General features: G+C 58.7%; 12 protein-coding genes and 2 pseudogenes. 3 read left to right on the forward strand and 11 right to left on the reverse strand.

Going from position 1 to position 13,277, the window contains the following annotated elements:
• Positions 1 to 161: 161 nt before the first annotated feature.
• Entirely contained in the window at positions 162 to 551 is a 390-nt protein-coding gene (locus ACZZZ4_RS02240) for a hypothetical protein (protein ID WP_463547162.1), read from the forward strand.
• A gap of 94 nt (positions 552 to 645) precedes the next feature.
• Here ACZZZ4_RS02240 and ACZZZ4_RS02245 read toward each other — a convergent pair whose 3' ends face one another.
• The 6 genes and pseudogenes from ACZZZ4_RS02245 to ACZZZ4_RS02270 form a co-directional block, all read right to left on the reverse strand.
• Entirely contained in the window at positions 646 to 1,185 is a 540-nt protein-coding gene (locus tag ACZZZ4_RS02245) for a methyl-accepting chemotaxis protein (protein ID WP_253505351.1), read from the reverse strand.
• Positions 1,186 to 1,188: 3 nt separating this feature from the next.
• A pseudogene (locus ACZZZ4_RS02250) lies at positions 1,189 to 1,965 on the reverse strand (PAS domain-containing protein); the annotation flags it as partial.
• 560 nt (positions 1,966 to 2,525) lie between these two features.
• A pseudogene (locus ACZZZ4_RS02255) lies at positions 2,526 to 3,538 on the reverse strand (ABC transporter substrate-binding protein).
• Entirely contained in the window at positions 3,535 to 4,062 is a 528-nt protein-coding gene (locus tag ACZZZ4_RS02260) for a sigma-70 family RNA polymerase sigma factor (RefSeq protein WP_463547163.1), read from the reverse strand. Before ACZZZ4_RS02260 ends, ACZZZ4_RS02255 begins: the two are co-directional and overlap by 4 nt.
• A gap of 113 nt (positions 4,063 to 4,175) precedes the next feature.
• Complete coding sequence (locus tag ACZZZ4_RS02265) at positions 4,176 to 4,967, reverse strand: phosphate/phosphite/phosphonate ABC transporter substrate-binding protein (protein WP_463547164.1); 792 nt, start codon at positions 4,965 to 4,967, stop codon at positions 4,176 to 4,178.
• Positions 4,968 to 5,102: 135 nt separating this feature from the next.
• Positions 5,103 to 6,095: a fatty acid desaturase gene (locus ACZZZ4_RS02270; RefSeq protein WP_463549244.1), complete on the reverse strand. Its 993-nt coding sequence runs from the start codon at positions 6,093 to 6,095 to the stop codon at positions 5,103 to 5,105.
• 270 nt (positions 6,096 to 6,365) lie between these two features.
• On the opposite strand from ACZZZ4_RS02270, the gene ACZZZ4_RS02275 reads away from it, so the two are divergent.
• Entirely contained in the window at positions 6,366 to 6,782 is a 417-nt protein-coding gene (locus ACZZZ4_RS02275) for a GNAT family N-acetyltransferase (protein ID WP_463547165.1), read from the forward strand.
• Positions 6,783 to 6,901: 119 nt separating this feature from the next.
• On the opposite strand, the gene def is transcribed toward ACZZZ4_RS02275, so the two are convergent.
• The 3 genes from def to ACZZZ4_RS02290 form a co-directional block, all read right to left on the reverse strand.
• Positions 6,902 to 7,441 (reverse strand): peptide deformylase, encoded by a 540-nt coding sequence (gene def, locus ACZZZ4_RS02280; RefSeq protein WP_039758091.1) that lies wholly within the window; start codon positions 7,439 to 7,441, stop codon positions 6,902 to 6,904.
• Complete coding sequence (locus tag ACZZZ4_RS02285) at positions 7,438 to 8,394, reverse strand: YihY/virulence factor BrkB family protein (RefSeq protein WP_123443670.1); 957 nt, start codon at positions 8,392 to 8,394, stop codon at positions 7,438 to 7,440. The genes def and ACZZZ4_RS02285 overlap by 4 nt, the downstream gene beginning before the upstream one ends.
• 163 nt (positions 8,395 to 8,557) lie before the next feature.
• A complete protein-coding gene (locus ACZZZ4_RS02290) occupies positions 8,558 to 8,749 on the reverse strand; it encodes a CsbD family protein (protein ID WP_016775518.1) in 192 nt (63 codons plus the stop codon).
• Between the two features lie 194 nt (positions 8,750 to 8,943).
• Between ACZZZ4_RS02290 and ACZZZ4_RS02295 the strand changes: the two genes are divergently transcribed.
• Positions 8,944 to 9,321 carry a hypothetical protein gene (locus ACZZZ4_RS02295; protein WP_463547166.1) on the forward strand — a complete coding sequence of 126 codons (378 nt, stop codon included), beginning with the start codon at positions 8,944 to 8,946 and terminating at the stop codon, positions 9,319 to 9,321.
• 161 nt (positions 9,322 to 9,482) lie between these two features.
• On the opposite strand, the gene fadD1 is transcribed toward ACZZZ4_RS02295, so the two are convergent.
• On the reverse strand, positions 9,483 to 11,180 hold the full coding sequence (gene fadD1, locus ACZZZ4_RS02300; RefSeq protein ID WP_024014053.1) for a long-chain-fatty-acid--CoA ligase FadD1: 1,698 nt from the start codon (positions 11,178 to 11,180) through the stop codon (positions 9,483 to 9,485).
• A 346-nt stretch (positions 11,181 to 11,526) separates the two neighbouring features.
• Positions 11,527 to 13,215, reverse strand: a complete 1,689-nt coding sequence (gene fadD2 / locus ACZZZ4_RS02305) for a long-chain-fatty-acid--CoA ligase FadD2 (RefSeq protein ID WP_463547167.1) — start codon at positions 13,213 to 13,215, stop codon at positions 11,527 to 11,529.
• Between the last annotated feature and the right edge of the window lie 62 nt (positions 13,216 to 13,277).

Here is a 13,277-nt window from a genome sequence, read left to right on the forward strand (position 1 = left end):
TATTGCAGGCGGAGATCCATGGTCAGACCGTCCGTCTGAATCACGTCCATTTCAGCGCCGACCTGTAATTTCTGACAGTAGACGCAAAAGGACGCCGCGCGAATGATGAGCAAGCGGCAACGATTGGTTGCCGCTTTCATTCAGATATATGGAGATATCCCATGACCGGCACCTTCAACGCTAAAATCACCTCGCCTGGCGCCCCAGTTGTACCAGACTATACCGCCACCAAGATAAGTGTCGCACCCAACGCACCTCCTATTCCCACCCAAAATGTTCAATCCAATGATGACGAAAACAGACACTTGAGCCTTAGTTTCAAAAACGGTGGGCTAGACAGCGGCTCGCATGACCTGACTGTAGATAACACAATTGTCATTTATTCAACCAATTCGGAGACCGCTTTTCCCGGGATCTTATCCGGAAATATTGACATCGACAGCTTGGCGGGGACTTATAAAGGTAACTTTAAGGCGACGTGGACAGATAGGCATGGCAGGGAATGGACCGTCGACAGCAGCTTTGACATTAAAGTTATCCCCCAAAAATAAACAACGAATGGGCGATAAAACGTTTTGACGTTGATTTAACAACGCTCATTTGTTTGCGACGTTAGTCGCTAGAAATGAGCGTTGCCCGGATAGATCAATTCAACTGCAACGTCTCATTGAACTGGCTGATCGCATCCACCACATGCCGCGAGCCCTGCTGAATCTCCAGAATCACCTCACCCGCCTCGTTCGCCAGTTCTACGCCGAGCCCGGTTCGGCTGAGGCTCGACTGCATGCTCGATACCGCGCTCAGGGACAGGTCATGGTTCTTGCGCACCACATCAACAATTTCAACCGTCGCCTGACTGGTCCGCGCGGCGAGGCTGCGCACTTCATCGGCGACTACCGCAAATCCCCGCCCATGCTCACCCGCGCGCGCGGCTTCAATCGCCGCGTTGAGCGCCAGCAAATTAGTCTGATCGGCGATGCCGCGAATGGTCTGGACGATGCTGCCGATGATATCCGACTGTTTGCTTACCGCATCGATGCTCACCGCCGCTTCGTTCAGGTCGCGGGAAATGTCTTGGATGATCTGCACGGTTTGCTGCACCACTTGTGAGCCTTTCTGCGCGCAGGCGTCGTTTTGTACCGAGGTGCTGTGGGCCGATTCCGCAGCGTTTTGCAGGGTGGTCATCTGTTTGGTGATGTCACTGGCGAACTTGACCACTTTGTACAAGCGGCCCTTGGCGTCGAACAGCGGGTTATACGAAGCCTCCAGATAAACCATCTGCCCGGACTTGTTCTTGCGCTCGAAACGGTGCGAGTGATATTCGCCGCGATTGAGCGAAGCCCAGAACGCCTTGTATTGCGCGGATTCGGCTTCTGCGCGGTGACAGAGCAGGCTGTGGTGCTGGCCGACAATTTCATTGTGCGCGTACTGCATGGTCTGCAGGAAGTTGTCGTTGGCGCGGATGACATTGCCTTCGGGGGTGAACTCGATCACCGCCATGGAACGGCCAATCGCCGCCAGCATGGCTTCTTCTTCATGTTCCTTGTTGATGCGCGCGGTGATGTCCGCCGCAACCTTGATGACACTACGGACTTGTTTGTCGGGACCGAACACCGGCATGTAACTGGCTTCGAGCCAGATCTCGCGGCCGCTCTTGTTCAAGCGCAGGAACGTGCCGCTCAGCGGTTCGCCACGGGCCAGGTCGCGCCACAACTTCGCGTAGTCCTCGCTGCGATAAAAGCTTTCTTCGCAGAAGATTCGATGGTGTTTGCCGCGCACTTCATCGGCGCTGTAGCCCATGGTCTTGCAGAAGTTCTCGTTGGCGTCGAGAACGATGCCGTCCGGAGTGAACTCGATCATCGCCATCGAGCGGCTGATCGCTTCGATTTTCGCGTTGGCCTCGGTCAGCGCACAGCTGAAACGCTCGATTTCCCGCAGGTCAGCCTTGTGATGTAGGTTGAACATGGTCGTATCACCTTCCGCGCGTTCTTTTGATTTGATGAAAGTTCAGGTCTTGCAAGATCCATCACTACGTTCCACAGAACAGGCACACGCCTTCCTCCACAGGAGGAAGTTGTCAGGTGATAAATGATGATCAATCGGAGGGTTCGTGCAGCGACGCTCTGATCAAGACATCCTTTTCTTGATAGCCCGCATGCGGGCCAGCCCTAACGCGTAGAAGAACTTCCATTTAGGTGACGCTCCTTGTTGGTTCAGTGTCGGTGCCTTGAATGGCGCACTCTGGCAGCATGAATCACGGACCAGCCTGTGCCGTCCAGGTTTTGGCATGACGGTCGACATGGTTAGTTACCTGCAACTATAGCCAGCCCGACGTCGGGCGCAAGGCCATTAGTCGGCCAGTATCTGGCATTTTTTGCACAAGAAACGGTTCAGTGCGAGGAGATTGGTGACCAAGGCAGACGCTTTCGCGAGCAGGCTCGCTCCCACGCTTCGAACGCATTCCAAATGTGGGAGCGAGCTTGCTCGCGAAGGCGCCATGAGAAGCGCTACAAAACATTAAAAAGCTACAAACTCCCGTTCACCTTTTTAGCCACCTCCCCGGCACCCAAGCCGTCCACACCTGCGGCTGATCACGCAAAAACGCCTCGGCCACCGCCCTCGGCCGCAGACGTTTCTCACTCATCCCCGCCAATGTCTGGTTAAGCAGATCAATCGGCAGATCGACTTTTTCAAAGAACGCGACCAACTCCGGGTACTGCGCCTTGAACGGTGCCGACACGCCGATCGCCAGGCTCGCCGGCATCGAACGCGTGCCCTTCGGATTCGGATTATTGGCGTCGGCCAGGGTCTTCCACGCCTCGGCGTCAAACGGCGGCTCTTCGAGTTTCACCAGTTTGAAACGCCCGAGCAGCGGCGTCGGCGACCAGTAATAGAACAGCACCGGTTTGCCGCGTTTGATCGACGACGCCACCTCGGCATCCAGCGCCGCGCCAGAACCGGTGCGGAAGTTGACGAAGCTGTCAGTCAAGCCATATGCCTTGAGCTTCTGGCTGTTGACGATTTCCGAAGTCCAGCCGGTCGGGCTGTTGAGAAAGCGTCCACGGCCCGGGTCTTCCGGATCGCGGAAGACATCCTTGTAGCGCGGCAGGTCGGCGACCGATTTCAGCTCCGGCGCCAGCGCCTGGATCCCGCGCTCGGGGTCACCCTTGATCACATATTCCGGCACCCACCAGCCTTCGGTAGCACCTTTGACCGTGTCGCCGAGGCCGAATACCTTGCCCTCGGCGGCAGCCTTGACCCACGCCGGACTGCGCCCCGCCCACTCTTCGCCGATCACCTGAATATCGTTTTTTGCCAACGCCGCCTCCAGGCTGACGGTGCTACCGGGCATCGTATCGGTCGGATAGCCGTAGCCTTTTTCAACGATCAGGCGAAGCACTTCGGTGATGAAGCTGCCGCTCTCCCACGTGATATCGCCGAAGTGGATGGGTGCGGTTTTCTCCGCCGCAGAAACAGCGCCGACGCTCAGGCTCAGCGCCAGCAGCGTGCGGCCGAGCAGGGTTTTGATCGATTTCATGCGGACCTCTTTTCTTCCAGGAATTGATTGGCGCTGTGGCGATCGCACAGCGCTTGGGAACGCGCCATGTACACGCTGACTGAACGTTGCGAGATGTCCAGTTCGGCAGCGATTTGCGGGTAGGTCAGGCCATCGATACGCGCCAGCAGGAAGGTCGAACGAACCTTGCTCGGCAAGCGATGCAAGCTGCGGTCAAGGCGTTCGAGGGACTGCGAGAGCTGTGCGAGGTCTTCAGGCGAAGCGGCGACGTCAGGGTCGGACTGCTCGAGATGGCGACGCTGCAGATCCGCACGGCGCCAGTGCTGATAGAGCAGACGCTGCGCAATCGTCGTCAGCAGGGCGCGAGGTTCGCGAATGGCCGTCAGCGACGGGGCTTCGAGCAAACGGGCGAAGGTTTCGCCGGCGATGTCTTCAGCGCCGGACACGTCACGCAGGTGTCGACGCAGGTAATGACAGAGCCAGCGATGGTGTGCACGGAACAGGCGTTCCACGGTGTCACGATGGGCATGATCGGTCCCTGACATAAGGGCTCCTGGGCTAGGGTCGCTGAATGTCCGGTGTTCCGGTGGCGCGATCGTAGCAAGGCGCCTTATGCGTTAATAATATTTAAATCTTATTTTTATATTCGATTAGTGAATTAGCGCAGCAGACCGTAGCCTTGAGCTTCAGCGTCTCGCTGGTAATCGAGCAGCACGTCAAAGTCGCTTTCCGTTGCCGGCAGAATTTCAGGCAAACCCAAGATCTGCACCACACCAGGCAATTCATGCAAAGATTCATTCATCACTTGGAGCAGCCGTTCGACCTGCGCGTCGCTGGCTCCGGCAGCGGTAATGAACGGCAGTGTCGGACTCAACGCACTGCGCGCAACCACGCGCAAATCGCAGACTTCGTCCGGCGCGTGGCGGGCGATATAAGCAAATGTGACGCTATCGATCGCGGCCAAGTCGGCGAGGTTTTCGCGCAGCCAGCGCAGGCTCTCGCGGTGACCGCCACTGATGCCGACACGGGCGAAAAACCGGCCGTTTTCCTGCAGGGGCGCCAGACGCTGGCGCAACAGGTTCATGCCGCTGTTGGAATCTTCGCTGTTGATCACGCCCCGGCTGTGACGAAAGTCGCCAAGCGCGTAGCGCGGGTCAGCGGCGCGGCCAAGGATCAGGCTGCAATGCTCGCCGCCACTGGCGTCAGGCAGTTCATAGCGCGGCCGGCCGATGACGCGCACCCGGCCACGCAACGCGGTCATCAGCGGATAGCCGCAGGTCTGGGTGAGCAGCAGATCGGGTGATAACCACAGTTCGGGCAGTGTCAGGTTTGTCGCATCGAGACGGCTGTGGCCCAGGTGTTCAACGATGCGCGCCAGCCACTGCTCGTTGGCCACGCGGACGGGCTCGGGAGCTGGGTACATCAGTAGTTCGGCGTGGTGTTGGGTCATCGAAGCTTTTCCAGTGAAATACCCTGTGGGAGCGAGCCTGCTCGCGAAGGCTTTGTCCCATTAAGAATCATTTTGGACTGATACACCGCTTTCGCGAGCAGGCTCGCTCCCACAGGGTTTTGTGGCGTGTCAGGATTAATGAAATGGATGCTCTGGGCTGTCGATCGCTCTTAAGCCATTGCGCCGCCAAAACTGCCCATAACCGCGCACGACAAACCCGCCGCTGCGCGCGATCCAGCGTTCCCGGTGCATCCGGTAAACCTTGGGCAAGTCGTACCACGCCAGCCCCGGCAAGTCGTGATGCACCAGATGAAAATTCAAATTGAGAAACAGCCAGCGCCATGGCCAGCCGGCTTCGTTGAGCACGGTGCGCTGCTCGGGATGTACATGCGGTCGATGCTCGTGAAACGAACGAATCATCGCGATCGACAGCGCCGGCACGCTGATCAGAAACAGGTAATGCCACACCGGCAGAACGCTGAAGCGAGCAACGAAACCCAGCATCGGCAGAGTGACGCAACCGTGGGTCAGCCACATCCGCCAGGCTTGTGGATCAGCGTTTCTCAAGCGCTGCAGCTCTTCCAGAGCTAACGCCGTCAACGCCAGTGGCGCACCGATCACAAAGCGGCCCAGCAACGTCTTGTTCAGCCGGTGCAGGCTGCGCTCGAACATCGAACCGCCCTGCCAGTTCGCAGAGGTCAGGTAGCGACTTTCCGGATCGACACCGGGCACCGTCAGATCGTCGTCACGGTGATGGCGCAAGTGGCTGTCGCGATACAGCGTGTACGGATACCACACGGCAAAAGGCGCGTAGCCGAGGATTTTATTGACGAGGGTTGAGCGGGTTGGATGGCCGTGGAGCAGTTCATGCTGCAGCGACAACCACAACACCAGCAGCGGAATCAGCAGCAACGTGCTCAAGCCGCGTCCCAGCCAGGCGCTGTTGAGGAGGATGGCGAACCAGCCGGCGTACACACCGATCAGCAACAGCCAGGTCGGCCATTCGCTGCGGGCGGTGAAGCGCTGGCGCAGGGTCTCGATCTGCTGGCGATGCTCGGCATCGAAGTAAAAGCCATGGCGTTGCTCGGAACGGGAATCGTCCCCTTCTGTGCAACGAGGCGGTGGAATCTTGCAGATTATTTTCTTGATGGCGTGGAAGCCCGAGGGACGGGCTTCCGAAGGGTTGATCAATGGCCGAAAATGTCGACTTTCCTGGCTTTCTTCTCGGCGCGTTTTTCAATCGCAGTCTTGGCCGGTTTCTTCTTCGCGGCTTTCTTTGAATCCATACCTTTGGACATGATCGGTACTCCACTCACAGGGATGTGAGATCAGGTATACACCTATCCCGAGCCGCGCGTTCTTTTATAATCGGCGCTTTTCGAACCGACAGTCCGAACCATGTCAGACATCCACTACAGCCAGCTCGACGAATCGTTGTGGCCGCTGATGAACAAGTTCTACCGCAGCCACCAATCGTCGATGAAAGCCGTGCGCGAGGCGCAGCTGTGGGTCGCAAGGCGCGGCGAGATTGTAGCGGCGCTGTGCCTGCGTCCGGTATCGGGCGGACATTGGCTGACGGGGTTGTTTGTCGATCCGCAGTGTCGTGAGCAGGGCGTCGCTGCGCAGTTGATGGCCGCGGCGGTTGCTCAGGTGAACGAGCCGGTGTGGCTGTTCTGCCATCCGGATCTGCGCGGGTTTTATGAGCGGCGCGGCTTCAGCTTCGACCCCGCGTTGCCGCAGGCAATGGCCGAGCGGTTGAGCCGGTATGCGCGGAGCAAGCCGATGATTGCGATGGGGCTCAGTCCTGCAGCCTGACGCAATTCCTGTAGGAGCGAGCCTGCTCGCGAATGCGGTGTGTCAGCGCCGAATCTGGTTCTGATACTCCGCATTCGCGAGCAGGCTCGCTCCCACAGGGATTGATGGTGTTCTGACAATCAGTCGTCAGCGTTGGGATCAAGGTCCGGGAACAGCACTTCGGTAAAGCCGAACTTGCTGAAATCGGTAATCCGCGACGGGTACAGCCGACCGATCAGGTGATCGCATTCATGCTGCACCACTCGCGCATGAAACCCCGAGGCCACGCGCACGATCGGCTCGCCCTTCGGATCGAAGCCTTCGTAGCGAATCTGCTGATAGCGATCCACCGCGCCGCGCAGGCCCGGCACCGACAGGCAGCCTTCGAAGCCCTCTTCCATCAACGGATTCAATGGTGTGATCAGCGGATTGATCAGGATCGTCTGCGGCACTGCTTCAGCGTCCGGGTAACGCTCGCTGTGCTCGAAGCCGAAGATCACCAGTTGCAGGTCGACGCCGATCTGCGGCGCCGCAAGGCCAACGCCGCCGACACTTTCCATGGTCTGGAACATGTCGTCGATCAGTTGCCAAAGCTCGGCGCTGTTGAACATTTCCGGTGGTACCGGCGGGGCGATGCGCAGCAGGCGCTCATCACCCATTTTCAGAATTTCACGAATCATGGTCGCGCTTCATCAGTGTCCGGCTTGAGCGAATGATCGCGGCCCAGGCCCGAGACGTGTTGTTTGGTGGATTCGTCGGGCTCGCCAGGGGCTTTTTCGCCCTTGTCCTTGCCTTCGGCGGACATGTGCTCGATCACCGCATTCATTTCCGCGCCGAGCAACAGCACCGCGGCGGAGATATAGAAATACAGCAAGAGCACGATGATCGCCCCGATGCTGCCATACATCGCATTGTAGTTGGCGAAGGTTTTCACGTAGAAGGCAAACCCCAGTGAAGCGAGGATCCACACCACTACCGCCAGCACCGAACCTGGAGTGATGAAGCGGAAGTCCTGTTTGACGTCGGGCATCACGTAATAGATCAGCGCCACCGCGACCATCATCAGAATCACGATCACCGGCCAGCGCGCAATCGTCCACACCGTGACGATGAAGTCTTCCAGCCCCACTTGTGCGGCAATCCAGCCCATCACCTGCGGCCCGAGCACCATCAGCGCGGCGGCAATCAGCAGCATGCCGGCGATGCCGACTGTATAGACGATCGACAAAGGGAAACGCTTCCAGATCGGCCGGCCTTCGACCACGTCGTAAGCGGCGTTCATTGCGCTCATCATCAGGCGCACGCCGGCGGATGCGGTGTACAGGGCGATCACGATACCGATGGACAGCAGGCCACCCTTGGATTGCTGTAACTGGTCGATCACCGGGTTGACCTGTTCCAGCGCCTGCGGCGGCAGGACCAGTTCGGATTGCAGGCGCAGCCAGGAGAAAAAGTCCGGCAGGTGCAGGAAACCGATCAGGGCGATCAGGAAGAGAATGAACGGAAACAGCGAGAACAGCATCTGGTAGGCCAGTGCCGAGGCGTAGGTCGACATTTCGTCATCGACGAACTCAGTGACCGTGCGCACCATCACCCGGTGCAGGGGCAGACCTTTCATGTCCGGAAATATCATTCGCGTCTCCTTGCGCCGCAAAAGGTTGAAGTCGTGGCGACTCAGGGGCCGTTGTTTACCTCAAGGTAGCCTGTTTGACGAGCCTTTGGCGGATGACCGCAGGGTTCTGATACAGAAACGGCCATCCTTGGATGGCCGCTCGTGTGATTCGTTCAAGGCTCGCTTACGCCTTGTCGACGCCCTTTTTCACAGCGTCCTTGGCGTTGCCGACCGCTTGCTGGGCTTCGCCTTTTTTCTCTTGAACCTTGCCTTCCGCACGCATCTTGTCGTTGTCAGTAGCTTTGCCGACGCCTTGCTTGATATTGCCGACGGCTTCGTTGGCCATGCCTTTTACTTTATCGCCTGTGCTACTCATGGTGTTTCTCCGTGAAGCATAAAGGGAAGAAAAGTCATTACGTAACGATTGACCGGTTCGCTTTGCGCCAAGTTTCATTTATTTTGCCGGCATTTCGTCGTGGCACGCAGGTTGCGCTTTATGTTTGCCGGCGTAGCCCCGAGAATGCTCAGCCTACGGGCGTCGCGCCCGGCACACCGATTCGCAGGAATGTCATGAAGCTCAATAAAACCCAGGCCATCGCCCGTCGCAACCAGGAACTGGGCGGCGCCGTGCTCGGCACCAACAACTGCCACTTCGCCGAACTGAACCGTAACCGCAACATCTGGTGGTTCGACCTGCCGGTGTCGCGTCTGGCCATCGGTCAGTACGAGTGGATTCACTTGCTGCTGCACACCCCGGCCACCGATGAGTTGCTGCACATGAAAGTGCCCACGGTGTTCCTGCGCGAAAAGCTCGAAGGCCTGGTGATTCGCAACGAAGGCAAACGCAAGGCGGCGCTGAGCCTGGAATTGAGTGCGGACAAGGATTCGTACCTGCAGGACATGCGACCGGCGGGGACCAATGTGAATTTTGCGCCGTTTCGTCAGTAGGATTTGCACTTGATCGTTCCCACGCTCTGCGTGGGAATGCATCTCGGGACGCTCTGCGTCCCTGCGGTGCTGGACGCGGAGCGTCCGGGCGGCATTCCCACGCGGAGCGTGGGAACGATCAGTTCACCAACAAAAAGCCCCGCATCTGCGGGGCTTTTTGTTTAAGCGGCGCTCTTGGCCTTGATCTTCTTCAGCTCTTCATCCCGCAATTCGCGGCGCAGGATCTTGCCGACGTTGGTGGTCGGCAGCGCATCGCGGAACTCCACCGAACGCGGCACTTTGTAGCCGGTGACGTTGGCGCGCATGTGGTCCATGACCTGCTCTTTGGTCAGGGTCACGCCCGGTTTGGCAACGATGAAAATCTTGATCGCCTCACCCGACTTCTCGTCCGGCACGCCAATCGCCGCGCACTGCAACACGCCCGGCAACGTCGCCAGCACGTCTTCCAGCTCGTTCGGATAAACGTTGAAGCCAGACACCAGAATCATGTCTTTCTTGCGATCGACAATGCGCATGTAGCCGTCCGGCTGGATCAGCGCGATGTCACCGGTTTTCAGCCAGCCGTCGCTGTCGAGCATTTCATCGGTGGCTTCCTGACGCTGCCAGTAACCCTTCATCACTTGCGGTCCTTTGACGCACAGCTCGCCGATTTCGCCCAGCGGCTGCTCGACACCGGCATCGTCGATGACTTTGCACAGGGTCGATGGCACCGGAATACCAATGGTGCCGATCTGGATGTGTTGGATCGGGTTGACCGTGGCCACCGGGCTGGTTTCGGTCATGCCGTAACCTTCGCAGATGGCGCAACCGGTCACGGCTTTCCAGCGCTCCGCCGCTGCCAGTTGCAGGGCCATGCCGCCCGACAGGGTAACTTTCAGCGCGGAGAAATCCAGCTTGCGGAAACCTTCGTTATTGCACAGCGCCACGAACAGCGTGTTCAGGCCGACGAAACCGCTGAACTTCCACTTCGACAGCTCCTTGACCATCGCCGGCAGGTCGCGCGGGTTGCTGATCAGGATGTTGTGGTTGCCGATCAGCATCATCGCCATGCAGTGAAAGGTGAACGCATAGATGTGATACAGCGGCAGCGGCGTGATCAGGATCTCGCAGCCTTCGTTGAGGTTGGAGCCCATCAGCGCCTTGCATTGCAGCATGTTGGCGACCAGGTTGCGGTGGGTAAGCATCGCGCCCTTGGCCACGCCGGTGGTGCCGCCGGTGTATTGCAGCACGGCGACATCGCCGCTGTCCGGGTTGGCTTCGGCCACAGGCTGGCCGTGGCCCTTGCTCAGGACGTCGTTGAACTTGATGGCCTTGGGCAGGTGATAGGCCGGAACCATTTTCTTCACGTACTTGATGACGCTGTTGATCAGCAGGCGCTTGATCGGCGGCAGCAGGTCGGCGACTTCGGTGACGATAACGTGCTTGACGCCGGTCTTCGGCACCACGGCTTCGGCCAGGTGCGCCATGTTGGCCAGGCACACCAGGGCTTTGGCGCCGGAGTCGTTGAATTGGTGTTCCATTTCCCGCGCGGTGTACAGCGGGTTGGTGTTGACCACGATCAGCCCGGCGCGAATGGCACCGAAGACCGCGACCGGGTACTGCAGGACGTTGGGCAGTTGCACGGCGATTCGATCACCGGGCTGCAAGTCGGTATGCTGTTGCAGATACGCGGCAAAGGCCCCGGACAGCTCGTACAGCTCACCGTAGGTGATTGTCTTGCCGAGGTTGCTGAAAGCCGGTTTGTTGGCGAAGCGTTGGCAGGATTGCTTCAACACTGCCTGAATGTTCGGATACTCGTCTGGATTGATCTCGGCTGCGATTCCAGCCGGGTACTTATCCTTCCAAAAGTCTTCGATCATGGAAGCCCACTCCTCAGCAACGCGAATTCTTCACCGCATTTGATGCGATTATTATTGGTGTGTGTTTTGTATTGGTGAATCCGGCGTTTTACAGGCCGAGAAGTCACAAAGCGCGCCGAGAGTAGCAGCTTTGCCAAGGGTCGACCAGAGCCAAACGTGGGCCCTACAGTCATATTGATGACTTAAGACTTGCCAGCGGTCATTTTAGAGCAAAAATCCTATAACTCCCCAAAACCCCCGAATTCAGCGGGCACAAAGATTCGCGAGCAGGCTCGCCCCCACAGAAAGCATCGATACCTGTGGGAGCGAGCCTGCTCGCGAATGTCACAAGCGCAGCGGTTCAGGCCTAGGCGATATCCCGCAATTCGCGCCGCAGAATTTTCCCTACCGGCGTCATTGGCAACGACTCACGCAACACGATGTGCTTCGGCACCTTGTAGGCGGTGAAATTCTCTTTGCAGTACGCCTTCAGCTCTTCCAGGCTGACGCCGGTTTCCCGCGCCACGACAAACAGCTTTACCGCCTCCCCCGAACGCTCGTCCGGCACACCGATCACCGCGCAGTTGGCGACTTTCGGGTGGGCCATGACCACGTCTTCGATTTCGTTGGGGTACACGTTGAAGCCCGAGACGATGATCATGTCCTTCTTGCGATCGACGATGCGCACGAAACCGTCCGGGTCGATCACGGCGATATCGCCGGACTTGAACCAGCCCTCGGCATCCAGCACTTCGGCGGTGGCTTCGGGCTTGTTCCAGTAGCCCTTCATGATCTGTGGGCCTTTGATGCACAGCTCGCCGCGCTCGCCCAGCGGCTGCTCGACGCCGTCATCGTTGATGATTTTCACCAGCGTGCCTGGTACCGGCAGGCCGACGGTGCCCAGGCGCGACTGGTCGCCGTAAGGATTGGTGCACGCCACTGGCGAGGTTTCGGTCAGGCCGTAGCCTTCGGTGATGCGGCAACCGGTCATCTGTTCCCAGCGCTCGGCGGTGGCCTTGACCAGCGCAGTGCCGCCGGAGTTGGTCAGCTTCAGACTGGAGAAGTCCAGAGTCTTGAAATCGGGATGGTCCATCAACGCGACGAACAAAGTGTTCAAACCCAGCAGTGCCGAGAAGCGCCAGTTTTTCAGTTCCTTGATGAAGCCGGCGATGTCACGCGGATTGGAGATCAACACGTTGTGGTTGCCCGAGACCATCATGCACATGCAATTCGCGGTGAAGGCATAGATGTGGTACAGCGGCAGCGGCGCGATCATCACCTCCTGGCCTTCGCGCAACAGCGGCTGACCGTCCGGGCCGAGTTGAGCCAGGCAGGCGCGCACCTGCTGCATGTTCGCGACAAGATTGCCGTGAGTGAGCATCGCGCCCTTCGCCAGGCCAGTGGTGCCGCCGGTGTATTGCAGCACGGCGATGTCATCGAGGCCGACGTTCAGCGGCTTGATACCCAGGCCGCGGCCCATGCGCAGCGCGCTTTTGAACGAGGTCGCTTGAGGCAACGAATACTCGGGGACCAGTTTCTTCACTTTGCTGACCACGGTGTTGACCAGCCAGCCCTTGGCAGCGGGCATCAGGTCGCCCATCTTCGCTTCGATCAGGTATTGAATGTCGGTGTCGGGCAGCACTTCCTGGACTTTCTGCCCGAACAGGTTCAGGTAGACCAGCGCCCGCGCGCCGGAATCCTTGAACTGGTGGCGCATCTCCCGCGGCGTGTACAGCGGGTTGGTGTTGACCACGATCAGCCCGGCGCGCAGGGCGCCGAACACGGCAATCGGATAATGCAGAACGTTGGGCATCTGTACCGCAATGCGATCGCCCGGCACCAGATCGGTATGGGCCTGCAGATAACCGGCGAACGCCGCGCTCTGGCGCTCAAGTTCGGCGTAGGTCAGGGTTATGCCCATGCTGCTGAACGCCGGGCGGTCAGCGAATTTCTTGCAGGAACGCTCAAACACTTCAATGACCGACTTGAACTCGCCCATGTCGATGTCCAGCGGTACGCCGGCCGGGCGTTTGTCATTCCAGAAATCAGGTTGCATTGTTCTTGTCCTCTTTACCTGAGCCGATCCGGGAGCCGCTTTCTGTCGTTTCTGCTTCGTCC

The organism is Pseudomonas sp. AC252, from assembly GCF_979258105.1.